Here is a 17,666-nt window from a genome sequence, read left to right as displayed (position 1 = left end):
ACCCCGGGTACGCCGAATACGCGAACTGGCACGGACGCGAAAGTCCGTGCGCGGGGTGTGGATGAATTCAGCCTCGAACGACGGCGGGTGGACCGCGGGTGCGGAAGGCATCGGCGGCGAGAATGCGCAGCACGACCCGATCGCGGTGCGCGATCGACAGCTGCGGCGGCCCGCCGAGCACCGGGACGGCAATCGGGGCGGGCAGTGCCCAGGCCAGCACGGTGGTGCCGATCCGATAGGCGGCCTCCGCACCGAGAATGACGATCGCGGCGGCGACGGCCGCGGTGAGGTGCGCGGCCAGCATGGCCGGACTCCACATCGACGCCTGGTGATGATGGTGATGACTGCTGCCGGGCGAGCCCCACATCATGCTGAAATGCCCGAGCAGCTGACCGCCCACCAGGGCCAGCACCAGCCCGAGCCCGGTCGAGCGCAGCGCGCCGATCCGGGGAACCAGCGCGCCCACGCCCATGGAGGCCAGCACCAGCAGGGTCAGCGGACCCGACTCCAGCGGCGCCGCGCCCGAGATCCAGCCGTGCGCGGCGACCGCGAGCGCCCCGGAAATCGAACCGGCCGCCCCACCGCGCAACACCGCAGCATCACTGCGGGCAGGCGCCGTGGACCGGCCGGGCTCGAAACTCACGCGCTGATGATAGCCGAGGGCCACGGTCCGTTTTCACGGCCGCGGATTCCGGATTCGGTCCGGAATTATTCGGCGGGGACCGACATTTCGATCAGCGGCTTGCGCAGCAGCTTTCCGGTGGCATTACGCGGCAGCTCATCGAGGAAGATCACTTCCCGGGGCACCTTGTAGCGGGCCAGGTTCTCCTTCACGTAATCCTTGATCTCCTGCACGTCCCGCTTGGAATCCGGGCCCGGAACCACGATGGCGCGCAGCCGCTTGCCGAAATCGCGATCGTCCACGCCGACCACCGCCGCCTCCAGCACATCGGGGCGATTGGACAGCAGGTTCTCGACCTCCTGCGGGAAGACGTTCTCACCGCCGGAGACGATCATGTCGTCATCGCGGCCGTCGATGAACAGCAGCCCGTCATTGTCGAAATGACCGACATCGCCGCTGGACATGAGGCCGTCCACGTACTCCTTGGTGCGGCCGTCGGTGTACTGCTTGAACGAGTGCCCGTTCTCGATGAAGATCGTGCCCGTCACATTCGGTTCGGTAATGCGCTTGCGGTTCTCGTCGTAGAGCGCGATGCGAATGCCCACCGGCGCCTTGCCCGCGGTGGTCGGGGCCTTGCGCAGCTCCGCCGGGGTGGCCACGGTCATGACGGCGCATTCGGTGGAGCCGTACACGTTGTAGAGGCTGTCGCCGAAGTAGTCCAGGGTGCGGGTCACCACGTCCGGCGGGATGGCCGAGCCGGCGGCGAAGAGCACCTTCAGCGTCTCGCTCGGCTGGTATTTGGCCAGAACCTCCGGCGGCAGGTCCAGGATGCGCTGCAGCATGGTGGGCACCACGGTCAGGCCCTGCGCCCGGTACTTCTGGATGTTCGCCAGGGTCTGCTCCGGATCGAAGCGGCGCTGCTGGAACACGACGCGATTGCCCAGGGCCACCGCGATGGTGAACTGGGACAGGCCGGTGGCGTGGAAGATCGGCGCGGCCATCACCACTGTGCTGTTGCGCGGCAACGGAATCCGGTCCAGGAACTGGGCCGTGATGAAGGGGCTGACCTTGTCGCGGGGCGCGCCCTTCGGAGTGCCGGTGGTGCCGCTGGTGAGGATCACCATGCCGCCCGGCTTCTCCGGCGGGCTCAGCGGCGAGGTGTCCTGCCCGGCCGCGACGGATTCGATGGTGGGGATCGACGGATCGACATCGTCCTTCTCGTCGACCCAGGTGAGGATGCGCGGGATCTCGTCCGGAATGGCGGACATGAGATCGAAGAACTCGCTGTCGTGCAGTACCGCCTTGACGTTCTCGCGGGCGGTCACGTCGGCGAACTGCGGCTTGGCGAAACCGGTGTTCATGAGCACCGCGCGCACGCCCAGCTTGCCGGCGGCCACAATGGTGAGCACCATGCCGCGGTGGTCGCGGGCCAGGATGCCGATCACGTCACCGGGCCGCAGACCGCGCGCGGCCAGCCCCCGGGCCAGTGCGTTGGACTGCTGGTCCAGCTGTTCGAAGGTCAGCTCGCCGCGCTCATCGACAATGGCGGCGGCCTTCGGATTGGTGCTCGCGGCGTGCACCAACGCACCGGCGAACGGGCCGAACTTGAGGACATTGAGCGCCGAGCGCACCGCGTGATCGGGGCGCAGCGGATTGAACAGACCCCCGCGAACCATGGCATTGACGCTGAGTGCCGCATCGCTTGCCTTGCGCAGAACCGTGCCTGCCTTTGGAAGGGCTAGTGACATGGGTACAACCTTCCGCGATCCCCTGCCTGACGAGTCGGCTGTCGGACCGCAACCTCGAGATCCAGTGCGGTGCTAACACTAGCAAGCAGGAGGCTTGCGGTTGTGGTGGAGGTCTCTGTTACCGGCGGTAGCGCATAGGGTCCCCACGTCGTGGTGGGGGTCGCACGGTGGGGGCTCCGCCCCCACACCCCCGAAGAAGGGGAACGGGGGCTAAGCCCCCGAACCCCCTTAGGGCTGCGCCCGCCACCGCATGAGGGCTGCGCCCGGCACCGCATGAGGGCTGCGCCCGCCACCGCATGAGGGCTGCGCCGGGCACGCCATGAGGGCTGCGCCGGGCACGCCATGAGGGCTGCGCCGGGCACGCCATGAGGGCTGCGCCCGGCATCTCCGAGGACTGCGCAGCGTCGTCATATGGCCGCACCCTCGCCGCCCTGGGGCTGCACATTGAACGCCCTAGGGCTCGTACTCCACCAGGACTCTGCGCAGGAGCTTGCCTGTCGCGTTGCGGGGGAGTTCGTCGAGGAAGTAGACGTCGCGGGGGACCTTGTAGCGGGCCAGGTTGTCCTTGACGAAGGTTTTGATTTCGTCGGGGTCGAGTTGTTCGCCGGGTTCGGGGACCACGAAGGCGCGCAGGCGTTTTCCGAATTCGACGTCGTCCACGCCCACCACGGCGGCGTCGAAGATGTCGCTGCGTTCGAGGAGGAGGTTCTCGACCTCTTGGGGGAAGACGTTCTCGCCGCCGGAGACGATCATGTCGTCGTCGCGGCCGTCGACGAACAGCAGGCCGCGCTCGTCGAAATGGCCGACATCGCCGCTGGACATGTAGCCGTCGATGATCTGCTTGTGGCGGCCGTCGGTGTAGCCCTTGAAGGGTGCGCCGGAGCGGATGAAGATGCGGCCGGTGACATTGGTGTCGTGGATGCGGGCGCCGTCCTCGTCGAAGAGGGCGACCTCGCAGGTGATGGGGGAGCGGCCCGCCGTGCCGGGCGCGACGGCGAGATCCTCGGGGCGGGCCACCGTCGCGACCGCGCACTCGGTGGAGCCGTAGAGGTTGTACAGCACCGGCCCGAAGACCTCGGCGGTGCGATTGGACAGTTCCGGCGAGAGCGCGGAACCGGCGATGACGATGGCCTTCAGGCTGGACAGGTCGTACTTCTCCCGAATCGCCGGATCCAGCTCCACCATGCGATGCAGCATGGTCGGCACCGCCACCAGCATCCGGGCGTGATGGTCGGCGATCATGCGCAGCGTCTGCTCGGCATCGAAGCGGCGCGCCACCACCACCTTGTTGCCCAGTCCCACGCCCACCAGCCAGGTGCCCATGCCGGTGCTGTGGAAGATCGGCGAGACGATCACCATGGTGCCCTGGCGCGGAAAGTCGATGCGGTCCACCAGCTGTGCGGTGGCCAGCGGCGAAACCTTGTCGCGCGGAGCGCCTTTCGGCAGTCCGGTGGTGCCGCTGGTCAGAATGATGACCCCGCCCGGCTGCTTCGGGGCGGGCAGCGGAGCCTTGGCATTGGCCGCGATGAGCATATCGAGAGTCGTTGCGTTCTCGGGCAGTTCGGCGCCTTCGTCCACCCAGGTGAGCACCCGTGGGAGCTCGGGCGGCAGGGCGTCGAGCAGTCCGAAGAACTCGCTGTCGTGCAGCACCGCCTTCACGTTCTCCCGCTCGCACACCTGCGCGAACTGCGGTTTGGCGAACCCGGTGTTCATCAGCGCCAGTCGCGCCCCCAGTTTCCCGGCCGCCACCGTGGCCAGCAACAGCCCGCGATGATCGCGCGCGAGCAACCCGATCACCGTGCCCGGCGTGACCCCCATCCGCTGCAACCCGCGCGCCACCGCATTGGAGCCCTCGTCGAGCTCCCGATACGTGAGCTCGCCGCGCTCATCGGCCACCGCGACATTCTCCGGCCAGGTCCGCGCCGCATGCCGCACGGCCGTGGCCGGCGGGCCGAACACCCGGGAATCCCGGATCGACCGCAAGGTTTCCAGCGGGTCGCGGGGATCGGTGACCCCCTTCTCCCGCAACGTCCCCAGTGCCTTGAACGCCTCGCCGGTGAGAACCAGCTTCCGCTGCGCCGAATGAAGAATCGAGGCCATCTCGCCACCTCCGAGAGAACGTGCACCCGCCATCCGGAACTGGCAGGTGCCGCAACCGTAGCAGTGGAGTGTGATCGGCGTTACACAAATACGGTCATGCCGGACATTCACTCGGGTGTGTCGTATGCGGTGGTCAGGCCCAGATGGGCGGTGGCATCCAGGTCGGCGGTGACGGTCGCGAGCTTGCCGCGAATGGCCTCGACGGCATCCGCGCCCAGCGCCAGGCGCAGCGGCGGATTGGCCCGGCCGAGGGTGGCCAGGACCGCGGCCGCGGCCTTGTCCGGATCGCCCTGCTGCTGCTGATCGGAGGCGGGCAGGCCATCGCGAATGGCGCCGACGGTCGGGGCGTAATCGGCGATCTCGGAGCTGACGCTGAGAGCGGACGGTTTGGCGAAACCGGTTCGGAACGCGCCGGGTTCGACGATGAGGACCTGGATGCCCAGCGGATTCACCTCGGCGGCCAGGGCCTCGCTGGCCAGTTCCAGCGCCCCCTTGGCGGCGCTGTAGATGCCGACGCCGGCGAAGGACATGAAGCCGCCCATGCTGCTCACCTGCACGATCGCGCCGCTGCGGCGTTCCCGCATCTGCGGCAGCACCAGCTGGGTCAGCCGCAGTGGGCCGTGGAACATGGCCTCCATGGCATCGCGCACATCCGCCTCGGCGGTCTCCTCGATGGCGCCGACAATGCCGTATCCGGCATTGTTCACCAGCACGTCCACCCGCCCGGCCTCCTTCACCGCGCGCTCGGCGGCCGCGGCGTCGCGCACGTCGAGTTGCACCACCCGTACCCGATCCGGGTGGGCGGCAACGATATCCGCCATGCTCTCCGGTCGGCGCACGGCGGCGACGACCTCGTCACCGGCGGTGAGGGCGGCGTGGGTGAAGGCTGTGCCGAAACCGCTGTTGGCCCCGGTGATCAGCCAGCGGCGCGGGGTGTTGTCTGCACTCATGGTCGGTCCTTTTCGCTGTGCCCCGGACGTTTTCCCGGGGCGCTCGCCATTCAGGATGCCGCCGCGAGGCCTGGCCGGGTATGGCCCGAAGGTGGAAGATTGACGCGTGACCGGCGCACTGACCAACCCCTTCCGTCGACCCCGCCCGCTCCCGGACGGTGAGCCGCTCTCGGCCGAGGATCATCGGCGGCTGGTCGGCGTGCTGGAGGCGGTCGACCGCGCCGCCGATCTGCCGGAATTCCGGGAGCGGCTGGTGCACGCGCTGCAGAGCTGGTTCGGCTTCACCGGAGTGGCTGTGCTGCACGGCGATACGCTCGCCGACGCGGTGCGGCAGGGCTGTGGCGTGCAGGGCGGTTACTCCCAGGATTTCCTGGCCGACTATGCCGAGCGCTGGGCGGATTCCGATCCGTTCCGCAGCGCCGCGACCATCGAGGCGATTCTGTCACGCGGCGTCGGGCGCCTCGGCGAGCTCGCTCCCGACTCCCGATTCGTGCGAGAGTTCCTGCGCCCGAACGGTATTACCGATAAGGCCGCCATGGCGGTCGACGCCCGTCCGTCCGGTGTGCTGTTCATCGGCATGGCCGTCGCCGGCGCGCCCCGCGTCTCCGAGCGTGACATGGCCGTCCTGCACGCACTGCGCCGGCTGCTCGCGCCCCTGGTGGTCGAGCAACTCGACCGGGATCGCGATCGCCGTGCGGCCACCGCGAATTGGCGGCTCACGCCGCGGGAATGGGATGTCGCCGACCTCGCCGCGCAGGGCCTGACCAACCGGCAGATCGCCGAGCGCCTGTTCATCAGCACCGACACCGTCAAGAAGCACCTCACCCGCGTGCTCGCCGAAACCGGTTGCAGCACGCGCACGCAACTGGCGCTTCGCTTCACCGCCGCCTGAACGTGGTTGTATCGAGGAGTGACCTCCTCGAGCGGAATGACCTTCGGCGTCTACGCGGCGGGACAGGTGAGCACGGTGAGCGGCCCGCCCGACAACCGGGTCGTCATCGACAGCCTGGTCAGGCTTCTCCAGGGCGACGCCCCGTTCGTCGTGCGCGAATACCTGCACTTCCTGGGTGACCCGCCGGATCCGGAGCGAGCGGGAGTGCTGCATCCGGACCGGGTCCGGACCGAGCTGACCATGCCCGACCAGTGGTATCGCGAGCAGGGCAGGCAACTGGACCTGGTGCTGTGCTACCTGCCGGTCACCGCGGATGTCGAGGGCTGGCTGGCCTTCATCGACCGGGCCATAGAGCGCTACGGCGCCGTCGCCCGCTATCTGCAGATCACGCTGGAACCCAATTTCGATATCCCGTGGATCGACGGCAGCTCGCCCGGAGTCATGGAGGCGCTGATTCGCGGTGTGCCCCATGCCCGTAAGTCCCTGGACGCGGCCGGTCACGGCGACGTCCGGATCGGGTTCTCGGTGGCCGAACCGCAGGAATGGAATGGCGGTGACGACGCCTTCTGGGAGCATCTCGCCGAGGTGCCGCGGGCCGAATTCGCGGACTTCATCGACTATGTCGGGCTGGCGCTCTACCCGGACGCGTTCTCGCCGGTGGCGCCCCACGGTATGCCGGGCGATATCGATTCCCTCGTCGAGCACGGCATCCGGCATCTGCGCGAGAACTGTTTGCCGGCAGTGCATCTCGGCGATGTGCCCATCCACATCGCCGAGATCGGCAGCCCCACCGGGCCGGAGCGCACACCGGATCATCAGGCCGACAGCATCGGCCACCTGGTCCGCCGCATCGTCGCCCTGCGCGAAGAGCTCGAGGTGACGCACTGCGAGCTCTTCGGCCTGCGCGACGCGGATTCGGCTCGCCCGGAACCCACCGCGCAGCTCGGCATCACAACCAGCGACTACCACCCCAAGCCCGCCTTCGAGGTGTACCGGGAGCTGATCGCCGGGCACGGGTAGCGACTACGCCGGTACCGCGAATCGCTCTCCGGTGCGCGGGACGCCGATGCCGGTCCAGGTGAACGGAATGCCGCGAGCACTGGCCGGATCCAGCGAATCCATCAGTTGGAAGTGCAGATGCGGCTCGGTGCTGTTGCCGGAGTTGCCGACCCGCGCGACCGGCTGCCCGGCGCGCACGCTGTCGCCGGGCCGGACCAGAATCGAACCCGCACGCAGATGGCACAGTTCGGCGAAGACCCCGTCGGCGAGTTCGATGACGACGTGATTGCCGAAGGTGAAGCTGTCCGGCGCGAAGGAGCGGACGATCTGCTCGACGAGGAAGAAGTAGAGCAGGCCCAGGATGCTGGTGCGTGCGCGGTGATCGCGGCGCAGGTCCACGGCCTTCACGACGGTGCCGTCCGCCGGGGCCAGCACCGGGCTGTCGAAGGCCGGGAACTCCTCGGGGCGGCGCAGCCGCCAGTAACTGAAACTCGGTGCGGCGTCCGCGTTTCCGGTCAGATCGATGGCGTGGCTCTGGCCGCCCCAATGGGTGCCGTGGCTGGGCACGCGATCGGCCGGGCTGTTCACGGCGGTCCATTCGCCGGAGATCGGCGCGGCCAGTGGAACCGTGGCCCGCGGATCCCCGCTGCGATCGCCGGTGAGCGGGACGGCCGCCGCCGACTCCTCGGCGCGGGCGCGGCGGCGGCCCGTCGCGATGTTGTAGACCAGTTCGACCAGATAGGTCAGCATCAAGAGCGTGGCCCCCTCCCGAATCCAGCGCCACACTCCGGTCGGCTCACCCCAGACCGTCCAGGACCAGTCCAGCGGGCCGAAATACCGGACCAGATCGACGAGCACCACGGCCGTGGCCGCGAGCCGGGTCCAGTGGAAGATTTGCAATGCGAGAGTGCGGATCATCTGTCCTCCCCAGGTTGTGATCCTTCAGCGCCGGGTCGTCGCCAGCGCTATGAGCAGCGGCACCACCCGCCCGCCGGGCACCGCGTAGCGCCCGCGTCCGGCGGTGTGCAGCCAACCGGCGGCGGTGAGCTGCCGGAGATGGTGGTAGATCTGACCGGACGTGCCGAGCCCGTCGAGCTCGGTGAGCTCCGCCGCGGTGCGCCGGCCGCCGAGAATCTCGCGCAGCAGGCGCAGCCGTACCGGATTGCCGAGGGCGGCGAGGGATTCCGCCGCCTCGGTGATATCGCCGTCGAGCAGGGCGTCGGTGGTGAATGCCATCTGCCACCCGTACTGCTCCTCGGTCGGCAGCCGCACCGAACCGGTGAACAGCACGCCGCCGTTGGAGACGCCGTTCGCCGCGAGCTCCTCCTGCAGCCGATTCAGCGCCCAGAAATCGTCGTCGCCCGGCGCGGCCGGGATGTCGCGCGGTGCGCGCGCATTCTCCAGTGCGGCGAGTCGCCGATCGATCTCCTCGAAGCGCTGGTCAAGATCCACATTTCCAATAGTACGTAATTACGTAAATTCTGCCAACACGGGATCGGCCCCGGCGCGCGGTAGTGTGCGGCGGGTGGAGCTGGATCTGATCAAGACGTTCACCGCGGAGGAATACGCGAGCGGTCTGGAGTCCTGGGCCTGGCTCGGCCTGGAGGGGAAGACCCCCATGTGCTCCTCCCTGTTCGGCGACGTCTTCTTCCTCGCCGACGACGGCGTGTGGTGGCTGGACACCATCACCGGCGAACTGACCCACGAATGGGGCAGCGTCGACGAGGTCGAAGCCGCCCTCAACAGCGAGGAGGGCCAGGACAAATACCTCCTCGCCGGTCTCGCCCTCGCGGTCGCCGAAACCGGCCTGGTCCCCGCGGAGAACCAGATCTACGACTTCTCCCACCCGCCGGTCCTCGGCGGCGAACTCGATGTCGAGAACATCGAGGTCGCCACCATGGACATGAGCCTCAATATGCTCGGCCAGATTCACGACCAGGTCCGCGGCCTGCCCCCGGGCACCGAGATCTCCGGCATCGAATTCGACTGAGCTCGCCGCCCATCCGGTCAGCGCCCGCGCTCGTCGCGGGAACAATCACCGCCGCTCGGACGCTCTACTGTCGAAGTAGTTCAGTGCGCCGGGCGCAGACCGGGCGCGCTCATTCCGTGCTCGCGAGGACGAACCCGTTGAAATATGTGCCGCGCCTGATTCTCTTCCTGGCGATACCCGCCCTGCTCTTCGCGCTGCCCTGGTGGACGCTGGTCGCGGCGCCGACCGAGGGGACCGGGCCGCTGTTCTGGGCCGGGTCGGCGCTGTTCCTGCTCGGATATGTGACGTTGCCGGCGACCATGTTCCTCGGGCACGGCCCGCGGCAGGCCGATGCGGCGACGATCGTGGGCGACACCCTGCTCGGCGTGATGTGGGTGCTGTTCAGCTGGTCGGTGATCGGCAATCTCGGGCGACCGGCGCTGGCCGGTGTCGTGGACGATCCGGCGCGGTCCCGGATCGTGGCCGCCGCGGTCGCGGTGGTGTCCGCGGTCGTGGTCGCGTACGGCGTCTTCGAGGCGCGCCGGGTGCCGCGTGTGCGCACCGTGGATGTCGGGATTCGCGGGTTGGCTCCGGGACTGGACGGGCTGCGGATGGTGGTCGTCACCGACACCCACTTCGCGGCGCTGGATCGGTTGCGCTGGTCGGAGAAGGTCGTCGATATCGTCAATGCGCAAAAGCCGGATATCGCCTGCCACGCGGGTGATCTCGCGGACGGGTCGGTGTCGAAGCGGCATGCGCAGGTGGACCCGCTCGGCAAGGTCGAGGCCCCGCTGGGCAAGTTCTACATCACCGGCAATCACGAGTATTTCGGTGACGCGCCGGGCTGGATCGAGCATATGACCTCGATCGGCTGGCAGCCCCTGCGCAATCAGCACGAGACGCTGGAGCGCGGCGGCGACCGGCTGGTGATCGCGGGCATCGACGATCCGACCGGTACGTCATTGCCCGGGCACGGCCCGGATCTCCCGGCGGCCCTCGCCGGTGCGGACCCGCAGCTGCCGGTCATCCTGCTGGCTCATCAGCCCAAGCAGATCACCGATGCCGTGAAAGGCGGTGTCGCGCTGCAGATCTCCGGCCACACGCACGGCGGCCAGATCTGGCCCTTCCACTACCTGGTGCGGCTCGACCAGCCGGTGGTGGCGGGCCTGAGCCGGCACGGCGAGCACACCCAGCTCTACACCAGCCGGGGCACCGGCTTCTGGGGTCCGCAGCTACGGGTGTTCGCGCCGAGCGAGATCACCGTTCTGGTGCTGCATCCGGAACCGGCGAACTGACCGCGGCCGGGCGCGGATCATCCGCGCCCGCAACGGTCATCCGAGAATCCCGCCCAGCATGCCGCCGCTCTGACCCGCCTGCTGCCCGCCGCCGGTGCCGCCCAGCAGACCGCCCGGCGGCAGCTCCGACGGCTGCACGATCACGAACCCGCGGCCCGAGAACGCCAGCGTGAGGCCCTCACCGGTACTGCGGCCCATGAGCCGGCCCAGCCCGAACGAGTCATTGCGCTTGATCCCGGTCTGCAGGCTCGACGACCACGCCACCGCCGCCTGCGGGTCCGCGTACGTCGGCTGATCCACATTCAGCACCACCGGCGCGCCGTGCGTGGTGATGGCGATTCGCCCGCGGCCGGTGAACACGCAGTTGAACAGGCCCGCGTTCGAGGCGTATCCGGCCGCGCCCTGCACCCGCTTGATGCTGTAGCTCAGGGTCGGATCGAAGGCCAGCACATTGGATCCATTGATGGTCAGCCCATCCGAGCCGTCCAGATCGATGGTGTGCACATCCGCGGCGCCATTGGCGAGGAACAGATCTCCGCGCCCCGACACCTTCATCAGCGGCACGCCCTCACCCGTCAGGTGCTGCTGAATGGCCCGGCCGATTCCGCCGGACCCGAGCGCCTTGAACTGCATATCGCCCTGATACGCGACCATGGACCCGGCGCGGGCCATGACCTCCCCGTTGACGGCGACCTTGATCATCTTGCTGCCCTGCTTCTGAATCCCCATCCCGTTCACCTCGGCATGGCGGGGATCGAACAGATCGCTTTGCATGGGCTGCGCTCCTTGGTGCAGAGGTGGCATGGGTGGCGGCGGCGCCGAATACGCGGGCGGCGGTGAGTAATTGGGCGGCGGGGTGGGCGGCGCCGAATATGCCGGTGGCGGTGGCGCCGAGTACGCGGGCGGCGGTGGCGCCGAGTGCGCGGGCGGAGCCGGACGCGCGGCGGGCGGCGAATACGACTGCGTCGCAGGGGTGCTCACGGCCCCCGGGGACGGCGCCACCGGCTGCTCCGGCTCATCGTCGATATTCACGCCGAAGGCCGAGGCGATTCCGGCCAGCCCGTCGTCGTACCCCTGGCCGACGGCCCGGACCTTCCACGCGCCTGCCCGCCGGTAGATCTCCACGCACACCACGCCGGTCTCGGTGGTCAGTCCGGTCATCGGGAAGGTCAGCGCCCCGGCCTCGGAGCCGATGGTGGCGGTCAGCGACCCCACGCCCGCGAAGGTGGCTGGCCCGCTGCCGTCCAGGCTGGCGGTGACCACGACCTTGTCCACATCGCCGGGCAGCGCGCTGGTCTCCACATCGACCATGTCCCCACTGCCGCGCCCGTGCCGATAGGTGACTCCAGGCCCGGCCGGTTGGTTGAAGAACACGAAATCCGCGTCCGACCGCACCTTCCCGTCGGCCCCCAGCAATAGCGCCGACACGTCGACGGCGGCCGAACAAGCCACCGTGACGGTCATCCGATCCCCGGGCGCGGGCCGGTTCTCGCCGCGAGCCAGCGAACTCACACCGAACCACCCCCGCCGAAGTCCCGCTCCGATGTCATGCGATCCACGTTGTCGAGTCTGCCCCGCTGCCGCCGAACACGCCACGACCACCCCCGGCCGCGCCGCATCCGCCCCATGCGGCTCACGCACCGATCGGCGAGATGTGCACCCGGTTGTCGTGGAACACGGCTCCGCCGCCGAAGTCGGCGTCGCGTTCGGCAATGGTGGCGTTGACCGTGGCCCCGCCGGAGAGTTTGGCCCAGCGTCCCTTGGTGGTGGCGGCCACGCCGGGCCGGACCCGATCGGAGACCTCGGCCACCGCCTCGAACGAACCACGGGCATTGCCGACGGAAACCTGTGCGCCATCCGCGATTCCGAGTGCGGCGGCATCCCGCGGGTGGATGGTGACGGTGGGTTCCCCGGCTCGCCGCAGCAGCTCCGGATTCGCACCGAAGGTGGTGTTGAGGAAGTAGTGGGAGGCGGCCGAGATCAATACCAGCCCGTCTCCCGGATCTCCGGGCGGCGTGTACCCGGGCAGCGGGTCGTGCCCGGCCCGTGCGGCGCGCTGCGATACGAACTGGAGTTTCCCGCGGGGCACCGGCCCCGGGCTGATCTTCAGGAACCCCTCCGCACGCAGTCGCTCGACGTCGTAGCCCTTCAGCAACTGCCGCGCCAACTCCTCGTCGGACTCGTACAGGGCCGGTTCGGTGAGCCCCATGCGCTGCGCCAACCGGCGGAAAGTCTCTGTGGTGGACAGGCATTCACCGGGCGGCGCCACCGCCGGTTCATTCCACACCAGATACAGATTCCCGTACGCGGCCAGCACATCGAGATGCTCGGGCTGCATGGTGGCGGGCAGTACTATGTCGGCATAGTCGACGGTGTCGGTCGGAAAGTGTTCCAGGACAACGGTGAACAGGTCCTCGCGTTCGAGGCCGCGCCGCACATTCACCTGATCGGGATTGGACCCGACCGGATTCGCCGCAATCACGAACAGCGCCTTTACCGGCGGATCGTCGACCTCCAGCAGCCCCTCGCCGAGCCGGGTCATCGACAGCGTCCGCACCGGATGCGGCAGCAGATCGAACCGCACCAGACTCGGCAGATCGAGCTCGAAGTGCCCGCTCGTCGAATAGTGCAGTCCGCCACCGGGAATCGCCCAGTCGCCGGTGATGCCCGGCAGGCAGGCCAGCGTACGCAAAGCCATCCCGCCGCCGTCGTGGCGCTGAATGCCTTGCGAGACACGGATGGCGGTCGGCCGCGTACCGGCGATCCGCTCACCCAGTTCCACAATCTTCTCCACCGGCAATCCGGTGATCCCCGCAACCCGCTCCGGCGTGAATTCCGCTATCCGCGCCCGGAATTCGGGCCACCCCTCGGTATGCTCGGCCAGGAACGCCGAATCCTCCGCCCCCATCGACACGATGACATGCATCAGTCCCAGCGCCAGCGCCGCATCGGTCCCCGGCAGCGGCGCCAGATGCTCATCGCACCGCTCGGCCGTGCGAGTCCGCACCGGATCGATGGCAATGGTGTACGCCCCGCTGTCCTGAATGAACTTCCACACGTGGTGCCCGGACGTCAGCGGATTCGTCCCCCACAGCAGAATCAGCTTCGACTCGCTGAAGTCCTCCGGATCCATCCCGCCCGAAGTCCCCAGCGTGTACTTCAGCCCCGTCGTCCCCGCCACCGAGCAGATCGTCGGATCGTGCAGCGACGCCCCCAGCGCATTGAAGAACCGCCGCCCCGAAAACCCCTCCAGCCCCTGGATATACCCGAGGCTCCCGGTCCCGTGGAACGGCCAGATCGCCTCACCCCCGTGCTCCCGGACGATCCCGCCCACCCGCTCCGCGATCTCCCCGAGCGCCTCATCCCAGCTGATCCGCTCGAATCGCCCCTCGCCCTTGCGCCCCACCCGCCGCATCGGATGCAGCATCCGCTCATCCGACTTCAGCTGCTCCAGGTACCGATTCACCTTCACACACAGCGCGCCCCTGGTGACCGGATGCTCCCGATTCCCCCGCAACCCGACCGCCACCCCGTCCTCGACGGTCACCACCCACGAGCACCCGTCGGGACAGTCCAGCGGACACGCACCCAGCACCTTCACCCCATAGATCGTAATTCGCCCCGCGCGATTCCCAAGGCCGCCCGCACCAACGCCACGTTCCCCTCGGCAGGCCTCCCATCCGGCAATACCAGCGTGTCCTCCAGCCCCACCCGAGTATCGATCCCCCTCCGCACCGCCTCCGCCAGCACCGGCCACATGGACCGCTCCTCCCCGTGCACCAACACCGGAACCCCCTCCGCCAGCCGCAACGCCCCCAAAATCCGCCCCGCCTCGGCAACGGCAAGCTCACCCGGCACATCCTGCACCTCCACCAGCACCCGCCGCGTCCCCCGCGGCGGCCCCCCACCCGCCCGCACCCGCTCCGCATCCGCCACCGACCACACCCCCAGCTCAACCCCGATCCCAGCATCCGCCAGCGCCGCACACACCTGTTCCCACCCCTCCTCGCACACATTGACCGACGCCGAATCCGGCCGATCCCCCGCCAACCCCGCCCACCCGCGCACCATCTCCACCCGCCGCTCCACATCCGGCACGATCCACGCCCCCGTGGTCACACCGATCTCGACCCCGGGACAGACCTCCCGCACGGCCCGCACCACCGCCCCGACCCCCACCCCCTCGAGAGTCTCCGCCCCACCGTCATCCCGCGGATGAATGTGCACCGCCCCGACCCCCGCCGCCGCCACCTCCCGCGCATCGCCCGCCACCTGCTCCGGAGTCACCGGCAACCGCTCATGCTCACTCCGCCGTCGTGCCCCGTTCAAACAAGCCTGCAGCATGCGCCCGATTCTCCACCCCCACACGCCGCAACAACGGAAAACCGGTGCGAGCCATGCGGCCCGCACCGGTCTCCCGTTGTGCCGGAACTTACTTCAGCTTGTCGCTGCCCAGGTTGAGGATGCGGCGGGCGACGATGAGCTGCTGGATCTGCTGGGTGCCTTCGAAGATGTCGAGGATCTTCGAGTCGCGGCCCCACTTCTCCAGGAGGGTGCGCTGGGAGTAGCCGGTGGCGCCGGCCAGTTCGACGGCCTTGAGGGTGACGTCGGTGCCCATGCGGCCGGCCTTGGCCTTGGACATGGAAGCCTCGAGGGAGTTGGGCTTCTTGTTGTCGGCCATCCAGGCCGCGCGGAGGGAGAGCAGGTAGGCGGACTCGTAGTCGGCTTCCATGCGCAGGAATTCCGCGGCGGCGGCGTGCTGGTTGTTGGCCGGCTTGTCGTAGGAGATCTCGATGCCGGCGTCGGTGAGGACCTTGCGGAGCTCTTCGAGGGCGGCGCGGCCGACCCCGACGGCCATGCCGGCCACCAGCGGGCGGGTGTTGTCGAACGTCTGCATGACGCCCGCGAAACCCTTCTCCACATTGACTTCCGGGCTGCCGAGAATGTTGTCCTTCGGGATGCGGCAGTCTTCGAAGCGGATCTCGGCGGTATCGGAGGCCTTGATGCCCAGCTTGTGCTCGAGGCGGGACACGGTGAGGCCCTTGGCATCCCGCGGCACCACGAACGACTTGATGGCGGCGCGGCCCAGCGACCGGTCGACCGAGGCCCAGACCACGATGTGGGTGGCGCGCGAGCCGGCGGTGACGAAGATCTTGGTGCCGTTGAGAACCCACTCGTCGCCGTCGAGGGTGGCGGTGGTGGTGACGGCCGCGGAGTCGGAGCCGAAGGACGGCTCGGTAATGGCCATGGCGGCCCATACCTTGCCGAAACGCTGCAGCTGCTCATCGGTGGCGACCGCGGCGATGGCGGCATTGCCCAGGCCCTGGTAGGGGATCGACAGCATGAGGCCGACGTCGCCCCAGGAGGTCTCGAGGGCGTTCATGAGCGCGGACATGTTGCCGCCGTTGCTGTTTCCGAGCAGTTCGGTGGCGTGCTCGTCCTTCTCGCCCTCGGTCTTGCGGCCGCCGGTGGCGCCGGAGACGTCACCGCCGGAGTCGGACAGGCCCTCCACCATGGCGGCCATGGTGTCCAGCTCGATGGGGTACTCGTGCTCGGCCAGGTCGTACTTGCGCGACGCCGGGCGGAAGATCTCCGCGGCGACCTGGTGGGCCTGGTTGGCGCTGGCCCGCAGCTTCTTGGGGAGTTCGAGATTGATCATTTGGTATCTCTCCGTTGAGAAGTCGGGTCAGAGGAGGACGACGCCTTCGGCAACGCCGATGGCGCGAAGGTCGCGGTACCAGCGCTCCACCGGGTGCTCCTTGGTGAAGCCGTGGCCGCCGAGCAGCTGCACACCGTCCAGGCCGATCTGCATGCCCTTGTCGGTGGCCAGCTTCTTGGCCAGCGCCGCCTCGCGGGCGAACGACAGACCCTGCTCCGCGCGTGACGCACCCCGCAGAGTCACGAGCCGCAGGCCGTCTAGCTCGATGGCCATATTCGCCACCATGAACGCGACCGCCTGCCGGTGGGCGATCGGCTCACCGAACGCCTCGCGCTCCTTCACATACGGAATCACGTAGTCCAGCACGGCCTGACCGGTGCCGACCGCCAGCGCGGACCAGCCCAGGCGGGCCAGGCGGACGGCGTCGGCGTAGTCCTCGGCGCGCTGCGCGGTCTCGGCATCGCCCAGCAGGGCGGTGGCCGGTACGGCCACATTGTCGAGGATGAGGCGGCCCAGGCCCGCGGCGCGCAGGCCCATGGACGGATCGGCCTCCACGACCAGACCCTTGGTATCCGACTCGATGATGAAGAAGGCCGGGCGGCCATCCAGCTCGGCGGCCACGATGAACAGCTCGGCGTCGCCGGCGGCCGGAACCAGGCTCTTCACACCGTTGATGCGGTAGCCGCTGGGGGATCGGGTGGCCTTGGTCTTCAGCGCGAACGGATCGAACAGCGCCTGCGGCTCGGAGATGACGACCGACGCCTGCGGCACGTTCTCCCCGGTGAAAGCGCCCAGATAGGTCTTCTGCTGCGCGTCGGTGCCCCACTGCGACAGCGCGACCGCGACACCGCTGGGCGCCAGGATCGGCAGCGCCAAACCCATATCGCCGTGCGCGAGCGCCTCGGCGACCAGCGCGTTGGTGACCGCGCCTCGCTCGGAGGCCGCGCCGTCCAGCTCCTCGGGCACATTGATGAGGGTGATGCCCAGCTCCGCGGCCCGTTCCAGCAGATCGCGCGGCGCCTTGGCGGCATTGTCGGCGTCGTAGGCGGCCGGGCGCAGGATCTCGGCGGCGAACTCGCGGACCGTCTCCACGATCATCTGCTGCTCGTCGGTCGGCGTCAGATCGAAGTAGTCCTTGCCCCGGGACTCATTGGCGGGCAGCCGCTTCGGCGCACCGCCGCCGGCAACTTTCTCGAACACCCGGGTGGCCGCGCCGAGGGTGCGGAAACCGGTCTTGGTGCCCTCGTAAGTGATCCGGTCGATCGGCTTGCGAAGGTTGTACTTCTCGGCGAGTTCCGACCCGGTAATGGTCGTCATGACCCGCATGGCAGCGCCCATCCAGTCGCGCTTGACCGGGTTGAGGCCCACGGCGGAAGTATCCGGACGTCGCGTCTTTGCGGTGTCTCGAGTGCTCATAATCACCAGTTTTCTT

Annotated in this window: 15 protein-coding genes; 4 read left to right on the top strand and 11 right to left on the bottom strand. The window is 68.7% G+C overall.

The features are described 5' to 3' along the window. Positions 1 to 67: 67 nt before the first annotated feature. The 4 genes from ACYQ5L_RS30535 to ACYQ5L_RS30520 all read right to left on the bottom strand — a co-directional run bounded on the left by ACYQ5L_RS30535 (position 68) and on the right by ACYQ5L_RS30520 (position 5,420). Positions 68 to 643, bottom strand: a complete 576-nt coding sequence (locus ACYQ5L_RS30535; RefSeq protein ID WP_459961678.1) for a hypothetical protein — start codon at positions 641 to 643, stop codon at positions 68 to 70. A 65-nt stretch (positions 644 to 708) separates the two neighbouring features. Then, on the bottom strand, positions 709 to 2,370 hold the full coding sequence (locus tag ACYQ5L_RS30530) for an acyl-CoA synthetase (RefSeq protein WP_459961677.1): 1,662 nt from the start codon (positions 2,368 to 2,370) through the stop codon (positions 709 to 711). Between the two features lie 453 nt (positions 2,371 to 2,823). Further along, positions 2,824 to 4,470: an acyl-CoA synthetase gene (locus tag ACYQ5L_RS30525; RefSeq protein WP_459961676.1), complete on the bottom strand. Its 1,647-nt coding sequence runs from the start codon at positions 4,468 to 4,470 to the stop codon at positions 2,824 to 2,826. A 107-nt stretch (positions 4,471 to 4,577) separates the two neighbouring features. Then, positions 4,578 to 5,420 (bottom strand): SDR family NAD(P)-dependent oxidoreductase, encoded by an 843-nt coding sequence (locus ACYQ5L_RS30520; RefSeq protein ID WP_459961675.1) that lies wholly within the window; start codon positions 5,418 to 5,420, stop codon positions 4,578 to 4,580. A gap of 106 nt (positions 5,421 to 5,526) precedes the next feature. Here ACYQ5L_RS30520 and ACYQ5L_RS30515 point away from each other — a divergent pair, with 106 nt between their 5' ends. Together ACYQ5L_RS30515 and ACYQ5L_RS30510 are read left to right on the top strand one after the other, a co-directional pair. Further along, positions 5,527 to 6,312, top strand: coding sequence for a helix-turn-helix transcriptional regulator (locus ACYQ5L_RS30515; protein ID WP_459961674.1), 786 nt, complete (start codon positions 5,527 to 5,529; stop codon positions 6,310 to 6,312). An 18-nt stretch (positions 6,313 to 6,330) separates the two neighbouring features. Then, on the top strand, positions 6,331 to 7,332 hold the full coding sequence (locus ACYQ5L_RS30510) for a hypothetical protein (protein ID WP_459961673.1): 1,002 nt from the start codon (positions 6,331 to 6,333) through the stop codon (positions 7,330 to 7,332). A gap of 3 nt (positions 7,333 to 7,335) precedes the next feature. On the opposite strand, the gene ACYQ5L_RS30505 is transcribed toward ACYQ5L_RS30510, so the two are convergent. Then, a complete protein-coding gene (locus ACYQ5L_RS30505; RefSeq protein WP_459961672.1) occupies positions 7,336 to 8,229 on the bottom strand; it encodes a M23 family metallopeptidase in 894 nt (297 codons plus the stop codon). A 24-nt stretch (positions 8,230 to 8,253) separates the two neighbouring features. Next, positions 8,254 to 8,763: an ArsR/SmtB family transcription factor gene (locus ACYQ5L_RS30500; protein WP_459961671.1), complete on the bottom strand. Its 510-nt coding sequence runs from the start codon at positions 8,761 to 8,763 to the stop codon at positions 8,254 to 8,256. A 73-nt stretch (positions 8,764 to 8,836) separates the two neighbouring features. On the opposite strand from ACYQ5L_RS30500, the gene ACYQ5L_RS30495 reads away from it, so the two are divergent. Next, positions 8,837 to 9,301 carry a T6SS immunity protein Tdi1 domain-containing protein gene (locus tag ACYQ5L_RS30495; protein WP_379199530.1) on the top strand — a complete coding sequence of 155 codons (465 nt, stop codon included), beginning with the start codon at positions 8,837 to 8,839 and terminating at the stop codon, positions 9,299 to 9,301. A 146-nt stretch (positions 9,302 to 9,447) separates the two neighbouring features. After that, positions 9,448 to 10,575: a metallophosphoesterase gene (locus ACYQ5L_RS30490; protein ID WP_459963587.1), complete on the top strand. Its 1,128-nt coding sequence runs from the start codon at positions 9,448 to 9,450 to the stop codon at positions 10,573 to 10,575. A gap of 36 nt (positions 10,576 to 10,611) precedes the next feature. Here ACYQ5L_RS30490 and ACYQ5L_RS30485 read toward each other — a convergent pair whose 3' ends face one another. The 5 genes from ACYQ5L_RS30485 to ACYQ5L_RS30465 form a co-directional block, all read right to left on the bottom strand. After that, positions 10,612 to 12,087 (bottom strand): AIM24 family protein, encoded by a 1,476-nt coding sequence (locus ACYQ5L_RS30485; protein ID WP_459961670.1) that lies wholly within the window; start codon positions 12,085 to 12,087, stop codon positions 10,612 to 10,614. Positions 12,088 to 12,208: 121 nt separating this feature from the next. After that, on the bottom strand, positions 12,209 to 14,176 hold the full coding sequence (locus ACYQ5L_RS30480) for a molybdopterin-containing oxidoreductase family protein (RefSeq protein ID WP_459961669.1): 1,968 nt from the start codon (positions 14,174 to 14,176) through the stop codon (positions 12,209 to 12,211). Beyond that, positions 14,173 to 14,919: a 3-keto-5-aminohexanoate cleavage protein gene (locus ACYQ5L_RS30475; RefSeq protein WP_459961668.1), complete on the bottom strand. Its 747-nt coding sequence runs from the start codon at positions 14,917 to 14,919 to the stop codon at positions 14,173 to 14,175. The genes ACYQ5L_RS30480 and ACYQ5L_RS30475 overlap by 4 nt, the downstream gene beginning before the upstream one ends. An 88-nt stretch (positions 14,920 to 15,007) precedes the next feature. Next, on the bottom strand, positions 15,008 to 16,234 hold the full coding sequence (locus ACYQ5L_RS30470) for an acyl-CoA dehydrogenase family protein (RefSeq protein WP_459961667.1): 1,227 nt from the start codon (positions 16,232 to 16,234) through the stop codon (positions 15,008 to 15,010). A gap of 27 nt (positions 16,235 to 16,261) precedes the next feature. Continuing rightward, on the bottom strand, positions 16,262 to 17,656 hold the full coding sequence (locus tag ACYQ5L_RS30465; protein WP_459961666.1) for an acyl-CoA dehydrogenase family protein: 1,395 nt from the start codon (positions 17,654 to 17,656) through the stop codon (positions 16,262 to 16,264). Positions 17,657 to 17,666: the final 10 nt, after the last annotated feature.

The sequence above is a fragment of the Nocardia sp. IFM 10818 genome (assembly GCF_054655275.1).
The sequence above is the reverse complement of the archived record's forward strand: the minus strand, read 5'-3'. Positions and strand labels throughout refer to the sequence as shown.